The 20,624-nt window shown below is 70.0% G+C and carries 19 protein-coding genes; 7 read left to right on the top strand and 12 right to left on the bottom strand.

The annotated features are described in order from the left end of the window. Together BM109_RS12675 and BM109_RS12670 are read left to right on the top strand one after the other, a co-directional pair. Complete coding sequence (locus tag BM109_RS12675; RefSeq protein ID WP_093343203.1) at positions 1-717, top strand: glycosyltransferase family 2 protein; 717 nt, start codon at positions 1-3, stop codon at positions 715-717. 70 nt (positions 718-787) lie between these two features. Then, complete coding sequence (locus BM109_RS12670; RefSeq protein WP_093343202.1) at positions 788-2,494, top strand: Mur ligase; 1,707 nt, start codon at positions 788-790, stop codon at positions 2,492-2,494. Between the two features lies 1 nt (position 2,495). On the opposite strand, the gene BM109_RS12665 is transcribed toward BM109_RS12670, so the two are convergent. Further along, positions 2,496-3,716, bottom strand: a complete 1,221-nt coding sequence (locus tag BM109_RS12665) for a polyhydroxyalkanoate depolymerase (RefSeq protein ID WP_093343201.1) — start codon at positions 3,714-3,716, stop codon at positions 2,496-2,498. 131 nt (positions 3,717-3,847) lie between these two features. Between BM109_RS12665 and BM109_RS12660 the strand changes: the two genes are divergently transcribed. Then, a complete protein-coding gene (locus BM109_RS12660) occupies positions 3,848-4,504 on the top strand; it encodes a glutathione S-transferase (RefSeq protein WP_057592442.1) in 657 nt (218 codons plus the stop codon). 1 nt (position 4,505) lies between these two features. On the opposite strand, the gene BM109_RS12655 is transcribed toward BM109_RS12660, so the two are convergent. Beyond that, positions 4,506-5,333 carry a helix-turn-helix domain-containing protein gene (locus BM109_RS12655; RefSeq protein WP_093343200.1) on the bottom strand — a complete coding sequence of 276 codons (828 nt, stop codon included), beginning with the start codon at positions 5,331-5,333 and terminating at the stop codon, positions 4,506-4,508. Positions 5,334-5,455: 122 nt separating this feature from the next. On the opposite strand from BM109_RS12655, the gene BM109_RS12650 reads away from it, so the two are divergent. Together BM109_RS12650 and BM109_RS12645 are read left to right on the top strand one after the other, a co-directional pair. Continuing rightward, positions 5,456-6,442 (top strand): tripartite tricarboxylate transporter substrate-binding protein, encoded by a 987-nt coding sequence (locus tag BM109_RS12650; RefSeq protein WP_093343198.1) that lies wholly within the window; start codon positions 5,456-5,458, stop codon positions 6,440-6,442. A gap of 20 nt (positions 6,443-6,462) precedes the next feature. Then, a complete protein-coding gene (locus BM109_RS12645; RefSeq protein WP_093343197.1) occupies positions 6,463-7,815 on the top strand; it encodes an aromatic ring-hydroxylating oxygenase subunit alpha in 1,353 nt (450 codons plus the stop codon). Here the strand turns inward: BM109_RS12645 and BM109_RS12640 are convergent. The 6 genes from BM109_RS12640 to BM109_RS12615 all read right to left on the bottom strand — a co-directional run bounded on the left by BM109_RS12640 (position 7,795) and on the right by BM109_RS12615 (position 11,960). Next, the gene (locus BM109_RS12640) at positions 7,795-8,142 is read right to left on the bottom strand and encodes a DOPA 4,5-dioxygenase family protein (protein ID WP_093343195.1); all 348 of its coding nucleotides are present in this window, start codon (positions 8,140-8,142) and stop codon (positions 7,795-7,797) included. The two genes, BM109_RS12645 and BM109_RS12640, sit on opposite strands and share 21 nt — an antisense overlap. Before the next feature lie 28 nt (positions 8,143-8,170). Further along, positions 8,171-8,809, bottom strand: coding sequence for a DUF4166 domain-containing protein (locus BM109_RS12635; protein WP_093343194.1), 639 nt, complete (start codon positions 8,807-8,809; stop codon positions 8,171-8,173). Then, positions 8,806-9,873, bottom strand: coding sequence for an SRPBCC family protein (locus BM109_RS12630; RefSeq protein WP_093343192.1), 1,068 nt, complete (start codon positions 9,871-9,873; stop codon positions 8,806-8,808). Before BM109_RS12630 ends, BM109_RS12635 begins: the two co-directional genes overlap by 4 nt. Positions 9,874-9,910: 37 nt before the next feature. Next, positions 9,911-10,843: an SAM-dependent methyltransferase gene (locus tag BM109_RS12625; protein ID WP_093343190.1), complete on the bottom strand. Its 933-nt coding sequence runs from the start codon at positions 10,841-10,843 to the stop codon at positions 9,911-9,913. 35 nt (positions 10,844-10,878) lie between these two features. Beyond that, positions 10,879-11,310 (bottom strand): thiol-disulfide oxidoreductase DCC family protein, encoded by a 432-nt coding sequence (locus tag BM109_RS12620; RefSeq protein WP_093343189.1) that lies wholly within the window; start codon positions 11,308-11,310, stop codon positions 10,879-10,881. Between the two features lie 62 nt (positions 11,311-11,372). Beyond that, the gene (locus BM109_RS12615; protein ID WP_057592450.1) at positions 11,373-11,960 is read right to left on the bottom strand and encodes a GbsR/MarR family transcriptional regulator; all 588 of its coding nucleotides are present in this window, start codon (positions 11,958-11,960) and stop codon (positions 11,373-11,375) included. A 123-nt stretch (positions 11,961-12,083) separates the two neighbouring features. Between BM109_RS12615 and BM109_RS12610 the strand changes: the two genes are divergently transcribed. After that, positions 12,084-13,181 carry a PA0069 family radical SAM protein gene (locus tag BM109_RS12610; protein ID WP_093343187.1) on the top strand — a complete coding sequence of 366 codons (1,098 nt, stop codon included), beginning with the start codon at positions 12,084-12,086 and terminating at the stop codon, positions 13,179-13,181. Here the strand turns inward: BM109_RS12610 and BM109_RS12605 are convergent. From BM109_RS12605 to BM109_RS12595, 3 genes are all read right to left on the bottom strand, one after another. Continuing rightward, positions 13,132-14,625, bottom strand: coding sequence for an efflux transporter outer membrane subunit (locus tag BM109_RS12605; protein ID WP_093343186.1), 1,494 nt, complete (start codon positions 14,623-14,625; stop codon positions 13,132-13,134). The two genes, BM109_RS12610 and BM109_RS12605, sit on opposite strands and share 50 nt — an antisense overlap. A 2-nt stretch (positions 14,626-14,627) precedes the next feature. Next, the gene (locus BM109_RS12600; protein ID WP_093343184.1) at positions 14,628-15,911 is read right to left on the bottom strand and encodes an efflux RND transporter periplasmic adaptor subunit; all 1,284 of its coding nucleotides are present in this window, start codon (positions 15,909-15,911) and stop codon (positions 14,628-14,630) included. Between the two features lie 119 nt (positions 15,912-16,030). Then, positions 16,031-19,237: an efflux RND transporter permease subunit gene (locus BM109_RS12595; protein WP_093343183.1), complete on the bottom strand. Its 3,207-nt coding sequence runs from the start codon at positions 19,235-19,237 to the stop codon at positions 16,031-16,033. Positions 19,238-19,510: 273 nt separating this feature from the next. On the opposite strand from BM109_RS12595, the gene BM109_RS12590 reads away from it, so the two are divergent. Beyond that, positions 19,511-19,951: a DUF2000 domain-containing protein gene (locus BM109_RS12590; protein WP_093343181.1), complete on the top strand. Its 441-nt coding sequence runs from the start codon at positions 19,511-19,513 to the stop codon at positions 19,949-19,951. Between the two features lie 7 nt (positions 19,952-19,958). On the opposite strand, the gene BM109_RS12585 is transcribed toward BM109_RS12590, so the two are convergent. Next, entirely contained in the window at positions 19,959-20,522 is a 564-nt protein-coding gene (locus tag BM109_RS12585) for a GNAT family N-acetyltransferase (RefSeq protein WP_093343180.1), read from the bottom strand. Positions 20,523-20,624: the final 102 nt, after the last annotated feature.

Below are 20,624 nucleotides of genomic sequence, written 5' to 3'. Positions count from 1 at the left end.
ATGTTCGTGATACCGATGATGGGCAGGAGCCGCCGCTTCACCGAGGCCGGCTATGCATTGCCCAAGTACCGGCTGCCGCTGCACGGGCGCACGGTGTTCTTCCATGTGGTGAAGTCCTTCGAGCGCTACTTCCAGGACGACCTGTTCCTGTTCGTGGTGCGGCGCGACCACGACGTGGTCGAGTTCCTGGTGCGCGAACTCAAAGCGCTGGGCGTCAAGTCCTTCCACATCGTCGAGCTCGACGGCGACACGCTGGGACAGGCCGACTCGGTGCACCGCGGGCTGCAGGCGCTGCGCAGCGAGGAGGCGCTCTACGTCTTCAACATCGACACCATCCGGCCCGGTTTCCGCAAGTCGGCGCTGGCCGATGGCGCCGCGGGCTACCTCGAGGTGTTCGAGGGCGAGGGCGAGCACTGGTCCTTCGTCGAGCCCGGGCCCGATCGCTCGGTGCTGCGCACCACCGAGAAGGAACGGATCTCCAGCCTGTGCAGCGACGGCCTCTACCACTTCGCCGATGCGCGGGTCTTCGACGAAGCCTTTGCGCACCAGCAGCAGCACCAGTTGCTGATCCGCGGCGAGTACTACATCGCGCCCTGCTACAACGCGCTGATCGCACGCGGCGCGCGCGTGGCCTACGAGCTGGTCGGGCCCGAGCAGATCGTCTTCTGCGGCACGCCGCAGGAGTACGAAGCCGCGGCCGCGCGGCCCTGGGAATGACGCCGGGACGAGGGACAATGCGCGCAGCCATCGCATCGCCAGCCGATGGAAGCCATGTGAGGAATCTTCGATGAGTCTGGGTGAACTGCTCGCGTGCGCGAAGCCCGCGGTGGCCGCGACGTGGGCCGAGTGCATGGAAGCCGCGGCGCCGGAAGGCGCGGGCGTGTTGTTCCTGTCGGCCTGCAACGGCAAGGAGCGCGCGCACGTGGTGACGGTGCGCGGCAGGAACTTCGACGAGGTGTGGCGCCGCGGCGCGCAACTGCTGCAGACCTGGCTGCGCAAGCAGAGCACGGCGCCGATCTGGCTGCGCGCGGACGTGGTCCACACGGTGCAGGCGATGCACTGGAAGGGGCTGCAGCAGGCCTTGCTGGCCACCAAGCGCAACTACTTCCGCAGCGGCATCGCCTTCGACGCCGACCTGTCGGTGGCCATGCTCGAGCAGGACATCGGCGCCCATGCCGTGCTCTACGACGGCAAGTTCGACGAGGCCACGCCCAACGCGGCGAACCTCCGTCTGTTCGGCCAGCACCGCTACGGGCGCGAGCTGAGCTGGCCCACCGATCCGCAGCAGCCGGTGTGGGTGTTCGACACGCGCGCCGTGTTCACCGACGGCAAGGAGGCGCACCGCATCGAGCACGAGGGCGTGGGCCGCGGCTACCGCCGGCTGCCGGCCTGGGACGCGGCGCGCGTGCGCCAGATCGTCGAGACCAGCACCGCCTACCTCGCGCGCCAGGTCAAGAGCTCGGGCGCCTACCACTACGGCTGGTTTCCCTGCTTCGACCGCGCCATTCCCACCTACAACGCGCTGCGCCATGCGAGCTCGACCTATGCGCTGATCGAGGGCTGGGAGCTGACGCGCAAGCCCGAGCACAAGGCGGCGATCGACCGCGCGCTGGGCCACCTGACGGGCGAGTTGATCCGGCCCGCCACCTTGCCCGATGGGGCGCAGGCCGCGTTCCTGGTCGACATCGAGGACGAGATCAAGCTCGGCGGCAATGCCGTGTGCCTGCTCGCGATGGTCAAGTACACCGAGCTCACGGGCGACCGGAAGTACCTGCCGCTGATGGAGCAGCTCGCGCTCGGCATCCTGCACATGCAGGACCCGGCCAGCGGCCGCTTCGTGCACGTGCTCCACCATCCGGACCTGCGCGTGAAGGAGGAGAACCGCATCATCTACTACGACGGCGAGGCCGCCTTCGGACTGATGCGCCTCTACGGCCTGACGCGCGACGAGCGCTGGCTGCGCGCGGTGGAGAAGGCCTTCGCGCACTTCATCGAGGCGCGCCACTGGGAGGCGCACGACCACTGGCTCAGCTACTGCGTCAACGAGCTCACGCTGTACCGGCCGGAAGAGCGCTACTTCCGCTTCGGCCTGGACAACGTGCGCGACCACCTCGAGTTCGTGCTCAACCGCATCACCACCTTTCCGACCTTGCTGGAGCTGATGATGGCGGCGCAGAAGATGGTGACGCGGCTGCAGGCAGACCCCGTGCATGCGCACCTGCTCGAGGGCTTCGACATCGAGAAGTTCTACCGCGCGCTCGAGCAGCGCGCGCGCTACCTGCTCACGGGGCACTTCTGGCCCGAGCTCGCGATGTTCTTCCGCAATCCGCAGCGCATCGTGGGCAGCTTCTTCATCCGCCACCACAGCTTCCGCGTGCGCATCGACGACGTGGAGCACTACCTCTCGGGGTATGTGGCGTACTGGAAATACCTGGAGGCCGGTGGAAGGCCGACGCAGCCGGCGGCGGTGGAGGCCGCGCTGCCGCAGCCATAGCTCAGTGCAGCTCGGCGGCCGCGTGGATGGTTTCGCGCACGCGCGGATAGATCTGGGCGTTCCACTTGCTGCCGCTGAACACGCCGTAGTGCCCCACGCCGGCCTGCAGGTGGTGGGCCTTGAGGTAGGGCCGCACGCCGGTGCAGAGGTCCTGCGCCGCCACGGTCTGGCCCACCGCGCAGATGTCGTCGCGCTCGCCCTCGACCGTGAGCAGCGCGGTGCGGCGGATCGCGGCCGGGTTCACGGTGCGCTCGCCGACGGTGAGCTGGCCGCGCGGCAGGTCGTAGGTCTGGAACACGCGCTCCACGGTCTCGAGGTAGAACTCCGCGGGCAGGTCGTTGACCGCGAGGTACTCGTCGTAGAAGTTGCCGATGGTGTGCGCCTTCTCGAGCTCGCCCTCGACCAGGTGGCGGTACATGTCCTCGAACTGCTTCTTGTGGCGCTCGGGGTTCATGCTCATGAAGGCCGCGAGCTGCAGGAAGCCCGGGTACACGCGCCGCATCGCGCCCGCATGCGGCCAGGGCACGTGGCTGATGAGGTTGCGGCGGAACCAGTCGATGGGCCGGTCGGTCGCGAGGCGGTTCACCGCGGTCGGGTTGATGCGGCAGTCGACCGGCCCGGCCATCAGCGTGAGGCTGCGCGGGGTGGAGGGGTTGTCGTCCTCTGCCATGAGCGCGGTGGCGGCCAGCGCGGCCACGCAGGGCTGGCACACCGCCACCATGTGCACGCCGGGGCCGACGGCCTCGAGGAAGGCGATGAGCTGCAGCGTGTAGTCGTCGAGTCCGAAGCGGCCTTGCCACAGCGGCACGTCGCGCGCGTTGTGCCAGTCGGTCAGGTAGACGTCGTGGTCGCGCAGCAGGGTGCGCACGGTTTCGCGCAACAAGGTGGCGAAATGGCCCGACAACGGTGCAACCAGCAGCACGGGCGGGTGCGTGGGATGGTCGCCGTCCTTCCTGAAATGCAGCAGGGTGCCGAAGGGCGCGCTCAGCGCCACCTCCTCGTGCACCGCGACCTCGTCGCCGTCGACCGGCACGCTGGCGATGCCGTAGGGCGGCCGGCTGTGGGTGAGCCGCATGCGCGAGAACACCTCGCACTGCGCCGCCAGCCGCCGCTGCATGGTGCGCTCGCTGCCTTCCTGCCAGAGCGCGCGCGCCATGTACTGGGAGGCGAGCCGCAGCGGGGAGAGCAGGTCGGCCTGGTTCTGGTAGACGCGGTAGAGCATGGTTGTGGTGCGTTGCAGTGCCAGAGGCAAGTTGCGGGCCAAGGCCGGGCGCACCGGGATGGAACGGGTGGCACAGGGCTTGCACGTCGCAGCCCACCGGCGGCGCTTGCCGGCACCAAGGAGCACACCCGATGGCCAAACCCGTTCTCACCATCAGCAGCAAGAACTACGGCGCCTGGTCGCTGCGCGGCTGGCTGATGTGCAGGCTGGCGGGCCTGGACTTCAGCGAGAAGATCATCCCGCCCGACGATCCGGCCATGAAGGCCGAGATGCTGCTGCTGTCGTCCTCGATGCTGGTGCCCTCGCTGCAGCATGGCTCGGTGAAGGTGTGGGACACCCTGGCGATCGGCGAGTACCTCAACGAGATCAAGCCCAAGGCCGGCCTGCTGCCCGCCGACGTGGCGGCCCGCGCCCACTGCCGCGCGATCTGCGGCGAGATGCATTCGGGCTTCGCAGCCATGCGCGGCGCGCTGCCGATGAACATCAAGGCCCGGTTCAAGAACTTCAAGGTGTGGTCGCGCGCGCAGGCCGACATCGACCGCATCGTGGCGATCTGGCGCGAATGCCTCAAGGCCTACGGCGGCCCCTACCTGTTCGGCGAGCAGCCGGGCATCGCCGACGCGATGTACGCGCCCGTGGTCACGCGCTTCCTGAGCTACGACGTGGCGCTCGACAGCGCCTGCACGGCCTACTGCAAGCGCGTGATGGAACTGCCCGCGATGAAGGAATGGGTGGCGGCGGCGAAGCAGGAGCCTGACGAGATCGACGAGCTCGATGCGGAGTTCTGATTCAGCCCGGGGGCGGCGCCGGCTCGAAGCCGGCCTGCCGCAGCTTGCGCTCGATGCCCTGTGCGGCCGCCTGCAGGTCGGCCAGGTGCTGCGCCACCATCTCGCGCTCGCTGCGCACCGCGGGCAGCCAGGCGCAGCTGATGCAGCCGACCACGCGCTCGTCGAGTCGCACCGGCACCGAGATGGCGCCGAAGCGGTCGGGCGAATCCATGCTGGTGGCGGTGGGGTCGCGCGACACGTAGCCCTGGGCGCGCGCGTTCGCCACCATGCGGCGCACGTTCTCGGGCCGCCGCGCGTCGCGGTCGACCTGGTGCGGCGAACGCGCGAGCGCCGCGAGGAGTTGGCGCCGTTCGTCCTCGGGGCAGAAGGCGAGGTAGCAGCGCCCGAGCGATGACATCAGCATCGGCGGGCGAAAGCCCAGCACCCGGTAGTTCACGGCCAGCCCGTTGATCGGGCGGTGCGCGTCGAGGATCAGCATCGCGCTGCCGTCGCGCACGCCGAGGTCGGTGGGCCAGGGCACCTTGCGCTGCAGCGTGGCGCGCGGTTGCGCCGCCAGCGCCGACAGCCGCGCGCGCCACTCGACCAGCGGGCCCGGGGCACCGGCGGCCGAGGTCGGCACGTAGCGCTTCTCGAGTTCGTTGCGCTCCACCCAGCCGGCCTGCTGCAGCGTCTTGAGGATGCGCAGCAGCGTGGCCTTCGAGAGCCCGGTCTGGCGGCTGAGTTCCGACAGCGTGGCGGCCGAGGAGCGCTGGATCGCGAGCATCACCTCGAGCCCGCGGCGCAGCGCGTCGATGGATTTCACGCCCTGCGCGCCCTGGGTGTCCGACATGCCGCGGCCTCCGAAGTGGTTCACTCAGTGAAACTATATCTTCTGGCCCCGCGCCCGGCTTCCTACATTGCACTGGCCCCGATCCCGTGGCTCCACGCACAGGCAAGAAAGGAAAGCCCATGATGAATCCACTCCGGCGCCGGACGATGGCGGCCGCGACGCTGTTCTCGGCGCTGAGCGCGTTCGCCGCCACCGCCACCGCCGAGACCTGGCCCGCGCGGCCGATCACCATCGTCGTGGCCTACCCGGCCGGCGGCGACACCGACGCCATCGCGCGCACCTATGCCGAGAAGCTGTCGCAGCGCGTCGGTCAGCCGGTGCTGATCGACAACCGGCCCGGCGCGAGCGGCATGATCGGCAACGCCTGGGTGGCGAAGGCGCCGGCCGACGGCTACACGCTGCTGTTCACGCCCAGCACCTTCCCGATCGCGCAGCACGTGCTCAAGGCCGGTCCCGGCGTGGCGCACGACGTGGTCAGGGACTTCACGCCGATCGTGAAGACCGGCGACATCCCGCTGCTGCTGGTGACGGCGCCCGCGACCGGCCTGCAGAGCGCGACCCAGCTCGTGGCCGCCGCGAAGGCCGGGCGCGCGCTGACCTACGGCACGCCGGGCGCGGGCTCGCCGATGCACATCGCGGGCGAGCTGTTCAACCGCGACGCCGGCATCGCGCTCGTGCATGCGCCGTATCGCGGCGTGGCGCCGGTGGTCAACGATGCCCTGGGCGGCCATGTGAGCGTGGGCTGGATCACGCCCGGTGCCGTGGCCAGCCACATCGCGGCCGGCAAGCTGCTGCCGCTCGCGGTGGCGCAGCGCCAGCGCGCGGCGCTGCTGCCCACGGTGCCCACGCTGTACGAGCTCGGCTGGCGCGACGTGGACCTGAACGCCTGGATGGGCCTGCTCGGGCCGCGGGCGATGCCCGAGGCGATCGTGCAGGCGCTCAACGCGCACTTCAACGAAATCCTCCGCATGCCCGAGGTGCAGACGCGCATGGCCACGCTGGGCATCGAACCGGTGGGCGGCGCGCCCGCCGTGCTGGCGCGGCAGATCGCGCAGGACGACCAGCGCTTCGGCCGACTCGTGCGCGAGTTCGGCATCCGTGCGGATTGACCAGGAAACAGGAGACGACGATGTTGAGCGAAGAGAAGAACCGCCTGCTGACCGAAGTGGGCCCCGGCACGCCGATGGGCGACTACCTGCGCCGCTACTGGCACCCGGTCGCCGGTGCGAGCGAGTTCGATGCGCAGGCGGTCAAGCCGCTGCGCATCCTCGGCGAGGACCTGGTGCTCTACAAGGACCTCGGCGGCCGCTACGGGCTGGTCGACCGGCGCTGCCCGCACCGCAATGCCGACATGGCCTACGGCTACGTCGAGCAGTGCGGGCTGCGCTGCAGCTACCACGGCTGGCAGTACGACGCGGGCGGGCAGTGCGTGCACCAGCCCTTCGAGGAGACGCTGGACCCGGGCGCGCGCATGCGCCGCAGCACGCGGATCAAGGCCTACCCGGTGCAGGAGAAGGCCGGCCTGCTGTGGGCCTACATGGGGCCGCAGCCCGCGCCGTTGCTGCCCGACTGGGAGCTGTTCAACTGCGCCAACGGTTTCGCGCAGGCGGTGTTCGCCGAGATCCCGTGCAACTGGTTCCAGTGCCAGGAGAACTCGATCGACCCGGTGCATTTCGAGTGGACGCACAACAACTGGACCACGCGGCTGCAGGGCGAGGAAGGCCCGTACGTGCCCACGCACCTGAAGCTCGCGTTCGAGGAGTTCGAGCACGGCTTCGTCTACCGGCGGCTGCGCGGCGGCGAGCGCGAGGACAACCCGATGTGGACCGCGGGGCGCGTCACGCTGTGGCCCAACGGCTTCTTCCTCGGCCATCACTTCGAATGGCGCGTGCCGATCGACGACCACCACACGCTGAGCGTGCTGTGGGTGTTGAGCCGCGTGCCGACCGAGCAGGAGCCCTATGTGCAGGAGCGCATTCCGTCGTGGTACGGGCCCACCCGGGATCCGGCCACGGGCCGCTGGATCACCAGCCACGTCGCCAACCAGGATTTCGCCGTGTGGGTGGGGCAGGGCGCCGTCACCGACCGCACGCGCGAGAAGCTCGGCCAGAGCGACAAGGGCATCGTGATGATGCGGCGCCGCTTCTTCGAGGAACTGGAGGCGATGCAGGCCGACCCGGCGCACGAGCCCAAGGGGCTGATCCGCGATCCGCAGAAGAACCGCGACGTGTTCCTGCCCTCGGCCTGTCGCGAGGAGATGGCCAAGGGCCTGCCGCGCCGGGAACTCGCGGCGCATCCCTTGCTCGGCCCCTATCTCAAGGATTTCTTCGGCCAGGCCGGGCAGCCCGAGGCGGTGCGCGCGGCCTACGAGCAGGCGATCGGGCAGAAGGTGGAGGGCGCGCGTTTCTTCAAGGTGCACGGCGCGCCCGCCGACGGCGCGGCGGAGGACGCGCCGTCCCGGTCAGTGCCGGAACATCCTTAGGTCGAGCGCGCTCTCGTTGCCCAGCCACATCGCGTGATCGGTGTGGTCGGCGAGGTCGTTGCCGGTCACGCCGTGCACGAACACGTCGAGGCCGTCGCGGTGGCTGTCGAGCCAGCCGATGACCGCATCGAACTCGGCCGCGTCGAAGGCGAGCTGGCAGCTCCAGTGCGGATGCGGGCCGACCGGCCGCTCGTGCACCCGGCCCACCACCACCATCAACTCGCGGCCCGCCTGCTCGCACAGCGCGCGGGCCTGGGCCACGGTGGCGGGGCCGAAATAGACGTGGGCGTGGTACTGCGGGTAGAGGTTCTCGGGGCGGCGCGGCATGGTGGGGCGATTGTGGCGCCGGCGCGGATCACCTGTCGCAGGGAAGGTCGTCGGGCAGGCGGAAGCTGCCGCTGTAGCGGAACACGTCGCCGAACCAGCGGTGGCGCAGCAGCATGCGCATGCTGAAGGCGTCGGGGTCGCGCGGGTCGGGCCGTTCCTCGACATAGGCCGTGCCCATCAGCAGGCCCAGCGGCAGCGGGATGCGCAGGCGGCCCAAGCGCCAGACGTAGCCGCGGTCGCGGAACACCAGCGCACCGTCCTCGGCGCTCACCGCGAGGCGCATGCCGATGCCGAAGCGCACGTACTCGATCACCAGCGCGCCGTCGGCCGCGTCGTGTTCCATGTGCGAGCGGAAGTGGAAGGGCGCACGGCCCGCGAAACGGAAGATGCGGTCCCAGTAGAGGTGCGGCTCGTCGGGCCGGCAGCGGTAGTGGACCTCGATCGGCACCTCGCGCCCGGTGTAGGGCACGAGGGCGCCGAACAGCCGGCCGAAGGGCATCAGCAGCGCGGCCCAGGGCGCATGGTGGACCTCGTGCATGGTGCCGCGCACGCAGACGTGGTCGTTCGAATGCGGCGCCATCGTGTAGTGGCGGCGGATCGCGTCGCCCAACCGGTCCCAGGCGGGGCCGAGCGCTTGCTGGAAGACCGGGCGGGTGTTCTTGTTCATGGACGGATCATGGCGCCTGCCGTGGCCGTGCCTTCGCTGCGGGCCTTGTAGAAGCGCAGGATGTTCTCGGACGCGTCGTCCAGCAGCAGGTGCATGACGCGGTCCGCATACCAGTTGAAGCTGGTGCTCAGCCGCCACGAGACCTCGACGCGCAGCTCGGTGCCGCCGTCGCGCGGCGTCAGCGTGTAGGTGGCGTCGCGCAGGTCGAAGTACTGGCCGCCGATCATCACGTGGTCGTCGAGCGCGCCGGCGGGAAAGGAGTCGGGCGAGAAACGGAAGCGCCACTGCAGCCGGCGGTTGGGCTGCCAGTCGGTGATGACCTCCTCGAAGTGCACGTTCTTCTGCCACCGCACCTGGCGCACGCGGCCCTCGGGCGTGTCGACCGTGACACCCGACACCGGCATCGGCACGCCGACCTGGTAGGCCCAGGCGCCGTCGACCTCGGCGGGGCGGATGTCGCGCGCGGCGTTGAGCTCGTGCCACACGCGCTCGGCCGGCGCGGCGATGAAGAGCGTGCGTGAGGTGTTCGAGAACCGGTCGGGGTTGGGCAGGTTCGGCTCGATGGCGCCGAGCACCAGCGGCAGCAGCGCGAAGCCATAGAGGGTCTGCTTCGGCCAGTGGGTGATGCGGCACACGATGCCCATGGCCAGTCCGCCGATGCTGCCCATCACCGCGAACAGCGGCACGATGAAGGCGGCGCAGATCAGGCCCTCGATGAACACCGCCAGCGTGCCGCCGACGAACAGCGCGGTCGCCACCCAGGGCGCCCAGAGGTAGTAGCCCCAGCTGCGCCGCTCGATGCGCTCGGCCATGTAGACCGTGACCGCACCGCACAGCGCGGGCGTCAGGTAGACGAAGGAGCCCAGCATGGCCGAGTAGAGCTGGCCGGGGCCGCCGCTGAAGATCAGGCGCAGCACCAGCGCCATCGCGGCGCCGATCCCCATCGGCCAGAACCAGCCGAAGGGCATGCCGTGCTCGGGCTTCCTCGCCGGCGGCTCGCCGCTCGCGGCCGGCTCGATGGGTGCCAGCTCGGCCAGCCGGCTGTCTTCGGGATCGGTGTGCATGGAAGTCCTCTTCTCCTCGGTGTGCTTGTTCGTGTGTTCAGTCGGCGCGCCTCGTGGCGCTGACCATGCAGTAGTCGAAGTCGCGCCAGAACAGGCCCAGCGCGAGCGCGCAGTAGCTGGCCACGATGTGCTTGCGGCGCCACGGGCTCAGGCGTCCGCGCGCCTTCCAGAGCTCGGCCAGCGTGAAGCGGGTGGCGAGCGCGGGGATGTGCAGCGCGCTCGGCGCGACGCGCCAGCGCAGCGAGCGCACCTCGATGTCCTCGAAGCCGTGTTGGCGCAGCGCGGCCACGAAGTCCGCGCGCACGGCCAGCGTCGGCACGGCCCAGCTGTCGGCCCACAGGCGGTGCAGCCAGCGCGCGAGGCGGCCGGGCTCGCGGCGCAGCAGGAAGCCGTCGACCACCACCAGTCGTGCGCCGGGCTTGAGCAGGCGCGCGGCCTCGCGCACGAAGTCGGCCTTGGCGGTGCCCTCGGCATAGCAGGCGCTCTCGAGCGCCCAGGCGCCGTCGGCCTGCGCGGCCGGCAGGCCGGTGCGCGTGTAGTCGGCCTCGAGGTGCGCCATGCGGTCGGCCACGCCGGCCTGGGCGTCGAGGCGTGCGGCGATGCGGTTCTGCACCGGCACGTTGGTGACGGTCACGGCGTAGAGGCGGCGGTCGTCGCTCACCAGCGTGCGCGCGGTGGCGCCGGCGCCGCAGCCCAGGTCGAGCACGCAGTGGCGGCCGTCGGCCGTGGGGCGCTCGCCGAGCCGCAGCGCGCGGCCGACCTCGCGGTTCATCTCGACCAGCATGCCTTCGCGGCGCAGCGGATTCAGGCCCGCGCGCCAGTAGCCGAAGTGCATGTTGTAGCTGGGGCTCCAGGCACCGTAGTCGGTGGCGACCTCGGTGAAGTAGTCCTGCGTGTCGGCACGGCTGACCGGGGCCGAGGCATCGGCGGCCTGCGGCAGGTGGAAATCGGGTTGGAAGACGCTGGGCATGCGATGGACTCCTGGTCGGAAATGCGATGCGGGTGTCAGAGCCGGCACTGGTCGTCGGCGCAGGTGCGCGAGGCCTTCGCGGCCGGGCCGGCGAGCAGGGTCACGAACCAGCCGGGCAGGCGCTGGCGGTTGCGCGCCAGCGCGGCATAGGCGCGATCGGCCAGCGGCGCGACCAGCGGCAGGTCGAGCAGGGCGCCGCCGTTGGGCAGGCCGACCGCCTCGCGGCAGGCGCGGATCGCGGGCACGCCGACCCGCACGCGGCCGGCGGCATCGACCACGTGGATCGCGGTCATCAGGGCGTTGCGCGGCGCCGGGCCGGCATCGAAATCCGGCGGCGAGCAGTCGACCAGAACGAGCCGCGCGGCCGCGTCGCGTGCCTTCATCGCGCCCATTTCGGCGGTGCACAGGCGGCAGGTGGCGTCGTAGTAGACGGTCAGCGGGTAGGCGATGGCGGTGGGACGGGACATGGTGTTCTTTGTTCTCGATATTTCTGTCAAAACAGAAATAAATGGGCAAAAAAAAGCCGGCCTCAGATCATCGGCAGGCTCGCGTGGTGGGCGTCGGGATCGTCCTTGCCGGTGGCGGGCGCGGGCGCATCGCCGCGAACGAACTTCTGCACGCTCGCGCCCAGCGTCAGCACCTTGTCGAGCGTGCCGGGCGACAGCCGCAGCATCTCGTCGGCCCAGGTGGCGAGCTTGGCCATCAGGTCCATGGTGGAGCGGATGCGGTCCTGCGCATCGGCCGATTCCTTCTGGAAGTCGGGGCTCGCGACGATCTCGCGCAGCACGCGGATGGTGGGATCGAACTCGCGTTCCTTGCGCTCGCGCACCACGGTGCGGAACAGCTCCCAGACATCGACGCTGGTCTCGAAGTAGTCGCGCCGGTCGCCCAGCATGTGGGTGACGCGCACCAGGTTCCAGGCCTGCAGTTCCTTCAGGCTGTTGCTCACGTTGGAGCGCGCCACGCCCAGCGTGTCGGACAGCTCCTCGGCATGGATCGGCTTGCCGTGCACGAACAGCAGCGCGTGGATCTGCGAGACGGTGCGGTTGACGCCCCACATGGAGCCCATCTCGCCCCAGTGGAGGACGAACTTGCGTTGGATGTCGGTGAGTTCCATGCGCTGGAGTCTAGGACTTCCGAAATTTCTGTCAAGAAAGAAATAGAAAAATCGCCGTGGCCGGTTGGAATGGTGAAATACTGTATGTTTAAACAGTTAGTAGATCCGCGAAGGAGTTGCGCCATGCCACCCGCCGCCTACATCCCCATCCAGGCCATCAAGGGCCGCGGCGCCGCCACGCGGCTCGCGCACCGCTTCTCGAAGGACGAGCGCGATGCCTTCGACGACGGCTGGGGCACGCTCGAGGAGAACGCCGCCGAGGCCGACGAACTCGAGCCGCTGGCCACCGAGGTGCGCTTCGAGGACGTGAAGTCGGCCATGAACGAGAACGACTCGCCCGACATCTACTTCGACCGCTCGATCAACCCCTACCGCGGCTGCGAGCATGGCTGCATCTACTGCTTCGCGCGGCCCACGCACAGCTACCTCAACCTGTCGCCGGGGCTGGACTTCGAGACCAAGCTGATCGCCAAGCGCAACCTGGTCGAGGTGCTGCGCCGCGAGCTGGGCCGCAAGAGCTACCGGCCCAGCCACATCGCGATCGGCACGGCCACCGACTGCTACCAGCCGATCGAGCGCGAGTTGCGCATCACGCGCTCGCTGATCGAGCTGCTGTCGGAGGTCAACCACCCCTTCGGACTGGTGACCAAGTCCAGCGCGATCGAACGCGACCTCGACCTGATCGCGCCGGCCGCCGCGCGCGGCCTGGCGGCGGTGTACGTGACCGTGACCACGCTCGACGGCGAACTCGCGCGCAAGCTCGAGCCGCGCGCCGCGGCGCCGCACCGGCGGCTGCGCACCATCCGCACGCTGGCCGAGGCCGGCGTGCCGGTGGGCGTGAGCGTGGCGCCGCAGATTCCGTTCGTGACGGAAGACATGGAACAGGTGCTCGAGGCGGCCTGGGAGGCGGGCGCGCGCAGCGCCTTCTACACGATGATCCGGCTGCCCTGGGAGGTGGCGCCGCTGTTCAAGCAGTGGCTGGCGCTGCACTACCCGCAGCGCGCGGACCGCATCATGGCGCGCATCCACGACGTGCGCGGCGGCAAGGACTACGACGCCGACTTCGCCACGCGCATGAAGGGCACGGGCCTGTGGGCCGACCTGCTGCGCCAGCGCTTCGAGAAGGCGACCGCGCGCATCGGCTTCAACCGCGAGCGCATCGCGCTCGACCTCAGCGCTTTTCGGCCACCTGGCGCGCCGGGGCAGGGCAGCCTGTTCTAGATGCGAGCGCGGCGTCCGCGTTGCCGTCGCCGCACCAGTCGCCGCCCAGCGCCTTCACGAGGAACACCGAGGTCAGCAGGCGCTGCCCCTGCAGCTGCGCGGCCTGGCGCTCCACCGTCAGCAGCGACTGCTGCGCGGTGATCACGTCGAGGTAGGTCGAGGCACCACCCTCGTAGCGGCTGTTGGCCATGTCGAGCACGCGCCGCGCGGCCGCCACGGCCGACTGCGCCTGGGCGGTGGCGCGCTCGAGCGCCGCGAGGCCGTCGATGCCGTCCTGCACCTCCTGCATCGCGGTCAGCACCACGCGGCGGTAGTTGCCGACGGTGGCGTCGTAGCCGGCCTTGGCGAAGTCCACGCCCGCGCGCACGCGGCCGCCGTCGAACAGTACCTGCGTGGCCGACACGCCCACCGACCACAACAGGCTCGGCGCATCGAACAGCGACTCGATCAGCCGGCTGTCGACGCCGACCGTGGGCGCGATCAGGATGCTCGGATAGAAGGCCGCGGTCGCCACGCCGATCTGCGCATTAGCCGCGGCCATCGCGCGCTCGGCCGAGGCCACGTCGGGCCGGCGCTCGAGCACGTCGGAGGGCACGCCCAGCGGCACCGCGGGCGGGCGGATCTCGCGCAGGTCGGTCGCCAGCGCGAACGAAGGCGCGGGCGTGCCGGTCAGGGTGGCGAGCGCATGCTCGTACTGCGCGCGCTGCTTCCTCAGCACGTCGACCTGGGTCAGCGTGGTCTCGAGCAGCGCCTGCTGCTGCGCCACGTCGAGGCCCGAGACGGCGCCCAGGTCGTGCCGCGCCGTCACCAGCTCGAGCGCACGCCGCTGCAGCGCGATCGAGCGCGTCAGCACGTCGAGCTCGATGTCGGTGGAGCGCAGGTTGAAATAGCTGCTCGCCACGTCGGCCGACAGCAGCAGCCGCGTGTTGGCGAGGTCGGCCGCCGACTGCTCGGCCGAGGCGCTCGCGCCTTCCACGCTGCGCTGCACGCGGCCCGCGAGGTCGAGCTCGTAGCTGGCGTTGAGCGAGAGCGCGAAGTCGTTCTGCACCGTCGAGGCATTGGCGGTGTTGTAGTTGGTCAGCGGCCGGTTGGCCGAGATCTTGAGCCGCGAGGCACGCGTGCCCAGGCCGAGCTGCGGGTACTGCGCGGCCGAGCTCGAGGCCAGCGTGGCGCGCGCCTGCGCGAGCCGCGCGCCGGCGATGGCGAGCGTGGGGCTGCCGGCCACGGCCCGGTCCTGCAGCGCGTCGAGCTGCGCGTCGCCGTAGCGCTTCCACCACGGGCCCTTGTCGGCGATGTCGTTGGGCGTGCCTTCGCGCCACGGCGCCTCGAGCTTCCAGCTCACGGGCAGCGGGGTCTCGGGCGCCTTGTAGTCGGGGCCGACCGCACAGCCCGCGGCCAGCATCACGGCGGCGAGCGCGATCGCCGCGAAGGCGGGACGGCGCATGCTCACGCGGGTTCCTTCTTGGCCGCCGCCGGTGCTGCAGCCGGTGCCGCGCCGGGCTTGGCGCCATCGGCCGGCGCATCGGGCGCCACCGCGACCACGTCGCCATCGGCCAGCGAGTCGGAGGGATTGAGCACCATGCGGTCGGTGCCCGCGAGCCCGTCGACCACCTCGACGTTCTCGCCGTAGTTGCGGCCCAAGGTCACGGGGCGCAGGCCGACGCGGCCCTGTGCGTCGACGATCGCCAGCCGCGTGCCCTCGGCGCGGAACAGCAGCGCGTTGGCCGGCACCGTGAGCGTGCCGCTCGCGGCCAGCGGCAGCTCGACCTGCACGTAGGCGCCCGGCAGCAGCGCGCCGTCGCGGTTGGGCAGCGAGACCTCGACCTGCATCATGCGCGTCGTGGTATCGATGGCACCCGCGGTGCGCGCGACCTGGCCGCTGAACTTCTGGCCGCGCAGCTCGGCCTGCGTCACCACCACCGGCTGGCCGGCCTTCACGAGCTGGGCATAGGCCTGCGGCACGTTGATGTACACGCGCAGCGGATCGGTCTGCGCCAGCACGAACAGCGCGCGGCCCGCGCCGCCGCCGGCCCCGGCATCGATCAGGTCGCCGGTGTCGACGTTGCGCCGCGTGATCACGCCGGCGAACGGCGCGACCACGCGCTTGAAGCCCTCGGTCTGCCTGAGCCGCTGCACGTTGGCATCGGCGGCCGCCACGTTGGCCGTGGCCTGCGCGACGGCGCTGCGGCGCTCGTCGAGGTCCTGCTGCGAGACCACGTCCTTCTTGCGCAGGTTCTCCCAGCGCGCGGCCGTGCTCTGCGCGAGCTCGAGGCCCGAAGCCGCCTGGTTGCGCGCGGCGATGGCCTGCGACAGCTGCTGGTCGATCTCGGGCGTCTCGATCTCGGCCAGCAGCTCGCCCTTCTCGACGCGGCTGCCGATGTCCTTGGTCCAGCGCTTGAGGTAGCCGCTGGCGCGCGCCGAGATCGGCGACTGCACGTAGCCCTGCAGCGTGCCCGGCAGCGCCAGCTTCTGGCCCGCGGTGGGCGTGCGCGGCAGCGCGGTCTGCACGTATTGCTTGGCGTGCTCGACCGTGCTGGCCTGCAGCTCGCGCGCGTTGGCGATGCGCACGAACACCGTGCGCGCCGCGCCGAGCGCCAGCAGCACGAGCACGATCAGCACCAGCCAGCGGGTGCGCCGCACGATCTGGCGCCGCCGCAGCAGCTCGGGGCCGTCGCCGTCGTCGGCGGCGATGGGGTGGATGGCCAATGCCGAATGGCGTTGCTCTGTCATGCGCTATACGGCGCGGGGCCGTTTCCGTGGCGGGCCGCGCGGCCGTGAGAGGGCTGGGTGCGCGGCAGGTACAACAAGTCGAACAGGGTCTCGAGACGGTCGGATGGCGCGGGCATCGCTCAGTGCTCCTGCGCGGTGGCGCCGGCCGGCGGATGGGCGCCGCCGCCCTGCGCGGCGCGCCGGTGCGCGAGCCAGCTGTGCACGCCCGCATAGACCGCGGGCACGAAGAACAGCGTCGACACCGTCGCGAACAGCAGGCCGCCGATCACGGCGCGGCCCAGCGGCGCATTCTGCTCGGCGCCTTCGCCCAGGCCCAGCGCCATCGGGATCATGCCGATGATCATCGCCAGCGCCGTCATCAGCACCGGGCGGATGCGGGTGGCGCCGGCCTCGAGCGCGGCCGACAGCGGCGGAATGCCCGCGGCCAGCCGTTCGCGCGCGAAGGACACCATCAGGATCGAGTTGGCCGTGGCCACGCCCATGGTCATGATCGCGCCCGTGAGCGCCGGCACGCTCAGCGTGGTGCCGGTGATGAACAGCATCCAGGCGATGCCGGCCAGCGCGGCGGGCAGGGCGGTGATGATGATCGCGGCGTCGAGCCAGGACTGGAAGGTCACGACGATCAGCAGGTAGACCAGCACGATCGCCATCGCCAGGCCCACGCCCAGGCCGATGAACGAGGACTGCATGGTCTGCACCTGGCCGCGGATGTCGACGCGGCTGCCGCGCGAGAGCTTGGGCCGCATCTCGTCGACCAGCGCCTGCACCTTGCTCGCCACGCTCGCGAGGTCGGTGCCCTGCACGCTGACGTAGACGTCGATCACGGGCGCGATGTTGTAGCGCGACTGGATCGCCGGCTGGCGCGCCGCGCGCGCGTCGACCAGGTTGCCCAGCAACTGCTGCGCCCCGCCGGCCGCGGCCGCGCCGCCCGCGCCCACAGGGATGTTGAGCAGCGAATCGAGCGAGTCGACGTTGTACTGCGGCGTCTGCACCGCGATGCTGTAGACCACGCCGTTCTGCGGATTGAGCCAGTAGGCCGGCGCGGTCTGCGAGCTGCCCGACAGCGCGATCAGCACGTTCTGCCCCACGTTGGAGGCGGTCAGGCCGTACTGCTGCAGCCGCGAGCGGTCCATCGTCAGGTCCACCGAGGGCCCGTCGAGGCGCTGGTGCACGTGGGCGTCGACCGCGCCCGGGATCTGCCGGATCGCCTTGGTGAGCTCGGCCGCGCGCGCCGCGTTGCCCGCGATGTCGTTGCCGCTGAACTGCACGTCGATGGCCGCCGGCAGGCCGAAGTTGAGGATCTGCGTGACGATGTCGGCCGGCTGGAAGAAGAACTCGATGCCCGGGAAGCGCTTGGGCAGTTCGGCGCGCAGCGTGGTCACGAACTCCTCGGTCGGCCGGTGACCGTCCTTCAGCGACATCAGGATCTCGGCGTCGAAGGTGCCGATGGTGCCGGCATTGCTGTACGACAGGTTGATGCCGCTGTTGGGCACGCCGAGGTTGTCGAGGATGGTCTCGAGCTGGTCGGGCGGCACCAGCTCGCGGATCGCGGCCTCCACCTGGTCGGTGAGGCGCGCGGTCTCCTCGATGCGGGTGCCGGTGGGCGCGCGCATGTGCAGCCGGATCTGGCCGGCGTCCACGGTCGGGAAGAAGTCGCGGCCCAGCGCCGGATAGAGCAGGCAGGACAGCAGGCAGAAGCCGAGGAAGACCGCGATGAAGCCGCCGCGGCGCGACAGCAGGGCCGACAGCAGCAGCGTGTAGGCGCGGCGCACGCGCTCGAAACGGCGGTCGAAGGCGCGGTACACGCGCTGCAGCGCGCTCGGCCTGGCGTTCTCGTCGGCCTGCTGGCCGTGCACGCCGCCCATCAGCAGCATCACCAGCGTGGGCACCAGCGTGCGCGACAGCAGGTAGGAGGCCAGCATCGCGAACACCACGGCCTCGGCCAGCGGCACGAACAGGAAGCGCGCCACGCCCGAGAGGAAGAACATCGGCACGAACACGATGCAGATGCACAGCGTGGAGACGAAGGCCGCGTTGCCGATCTCGCCGGCGCCGACCTCGATCGCCTCCTTGAGCGGCGTGCCCATGTGCAGGTGGCGCTCGATGTTCTCGATGGTCACGATCGCCTGGTCGACCAGGATGCCGACCGAGAGCGCGAGCCCGCCCAAGGTCATGAGGTTGAGCGTTTCGCCGAGGCCGTAGAGCACCAGGATCGAGGCCAGGATCGACAGCGGGATGGTCAGGCCGATGATCAGCGTGCTGCGCCAGTTGCCGAGGAACAGCAGCACCATCGCGGCGGTCAGCGCGGCGGCCAGGATGGCTTCGAACACCACGCCCTTGACGGCCGCCTTCACGAACACCGACTGGTCGAACAGCGGCGTGATCTTGATGTCCTGCGGCATGGTCTGCGCCGCCACCGGCAGCATGGCGCGCAGATTGGCCACGATGTCCAGCGTGGAGGCGCCGCCGTTCTTGAGCACCGACAGCAGCACGCCGCGCACGCCGTCCTGGCGCACCACGTTGGTCTGCGGCGAGAAGCCGTCGCGCACGTAGGCCACGTCGCGCACGTAGACGGTGGCGCCGTTCACGGTGCGGATCGGCAGGTCGTTGAGGCCCGCGATCGCGTCGGGCGAGCCGTTCATGCGCACGCCGTACTCGGTGGCGCCGAACTTGGCGGTGCCCGAGGGCAGGATCAGGTTCTGCGTGTTGATCGCGTTCACCACGTCCGACGGCGACAGGCCGCGCGCCTGCAGCGCCTGGGTGTCGAGGTCGACCGAGATCAGCCGGTTCTTGCCGCCGTAGGGAAAGGGGATCGCCGCGCCGGGCACCGTGATGAGCTGCGGGCGCAGCTGGTTCACGGTGGCGTCGAACAGGGAGTTTTCAGAGCGCGTGGGGCTCGACAGCGCGAGCTGGATCACGGGCACGCTCGAGGCCGAGTACTTGATCACCAGCGGCGGCGTGATGCCCGGCGGCAGCTGCCGCACCTGGGCCTGCATCGAGGCCACCACCTGCGAGATCGCCATCTCGATGTTGGCGGTGGGCTGGAAGAACACCTTGATGATCGACACGCCCGCCAGCGACTGCGATTCGATGTGCTCGATGTCGCTGACGGTGGTGGTCAGGCCGCGCTCCACCTGGCCCGAGATGCGCTGGCCCATCTCCTGGGCCGGCAGGCCGGTGTAGTTCCAGATGACCGACACCACCGGGATATTGATCTCCGGAAAGATGTCGGTGGCCATCCGCAAGAGGACGAAGGGCGTGGCCAGCACGATCAGCATCGCCATGACGATGAAGGTGTACGGACGACGCAACGCGAGCTGAACCATGGACGGGTCTCTCTGCTTCCGGCGAAAAAAGGTTTCGCATCATAAGGAAGTAGTTTTAAGTTTGTTTAACTTAGTTACTTGGCCCTCTTGGTGCGATTTTCGGGGTGGGACGGGCGACGCATGGAGCGTGCCGGATGGGGTGGCGGTGCCTGCATCCGTGATTGAGTTGTACTCATAAAATAGGATCGAGAGGTCGAATTGGTGGCGGTTGAGCGCTAATTTATGGCTGGTTTATGATTAAGTGATACTCAATTTTTGCTTCTTTCACCCGCCATGAGCCAGACCGACCCTTCTCCTGCCGCGCTGCCCGAGCGCTGCGTCATCGTCGTCGACGCCGCCTTGCCGCCGGGCCTGGCCGCCAATGCCGCGGCCGTGGTCGCGCTGACCGTCGGCCAGCGCCATCCGGGGCTGGTCGGCGCGCCGCTGGTCGATGCCTCGGGCCGCTCGCATCCGGGCCTGATCCCGATCGGCATCGCGGTGCTCGGTGCCTCGCAGGAGGAACTCGTGGCGGTGCGGCAGAAGGCGCTCGCCAACACCGAGTGCGACGTGATCGACTTCCCGGTGCAGGGCCAGCAGACCACCAACTACGCGGCCTTCCGCGAGGCGGTGGCGAGCGTGCCGGCCGAGGCGTTGCGCTACGTGGCGGTCGGCTTCGTCGGCGAGCGCAAGCCGCTGGGCAAGGTGGTGTCGAAGCTGGGGTTGCTCGGGCAGTAGGCGGGCGTCACGCGGCGGCGTCGAGCGCGAGACGCAGCCGGCTGACGTTCGGATTGCCCGCATCGCGCTGCACCTTGAAGCCCAGCCTGCGCGCCAGCGCGATCATCGCGAGGTTGTCGTAGAGCGTGATGTCGGCCAGCTGGCGCACGCCCGCGTCGCGCGCCGCCGCGATCAGCACGCGCATCAATTTCTCGGCCAGGCCGTGGCGCTGCCAGGCATCGGCGATCACCACCGCGAACTCCGCCACCTCGGCCGTTTCGGGCGTGTCGCCGCGCACGTAGCGCACCACCCCCATCTGCTGCTCGGCGCCATCGACCTCGGTGGTGGCGATCAGCGCGAGCTCGCGCGCATAGTCGATGTGGGTCATGCGCCAGAGCTCGTCGGGCTGCGGCTTGCGCGGCGAGAGCAGGCGGTGGTAGCCGGTGCGGTCCGACAGGCCCGCGACGAAGGCGGTGTGCATCGCGAGGTCGTCGGCATGGATCGGGCGGATGCGCACCGCGCGGCCATCGCGAAGCCGCCAGTCTTCGACGAGGTGCGCCGGGTAGGCGCCGGGTTCGGCGGGTGCTGCCATGGCCGGCGTTGTGCCATGGCGGAGGGCCGCGGGTCAATCCCCGCGACAGATCGACGGTTCGAGGCGAATCCGCATCAAAAAAAGAATGAACATTCGCTTAAA

The sequence above is a fragment of the Variovorax sp. PDC80 genome (assembly GCF_900115375.1).
Lineage (GTDB): Bacteria > Pseudomonadota > Gammaproteobacteria > Burkholderiales > Burkholderiaceae_C > Variovorax.
This window is presented reverse-complemented; position numbering and strand designations above follow the sequence as displayed.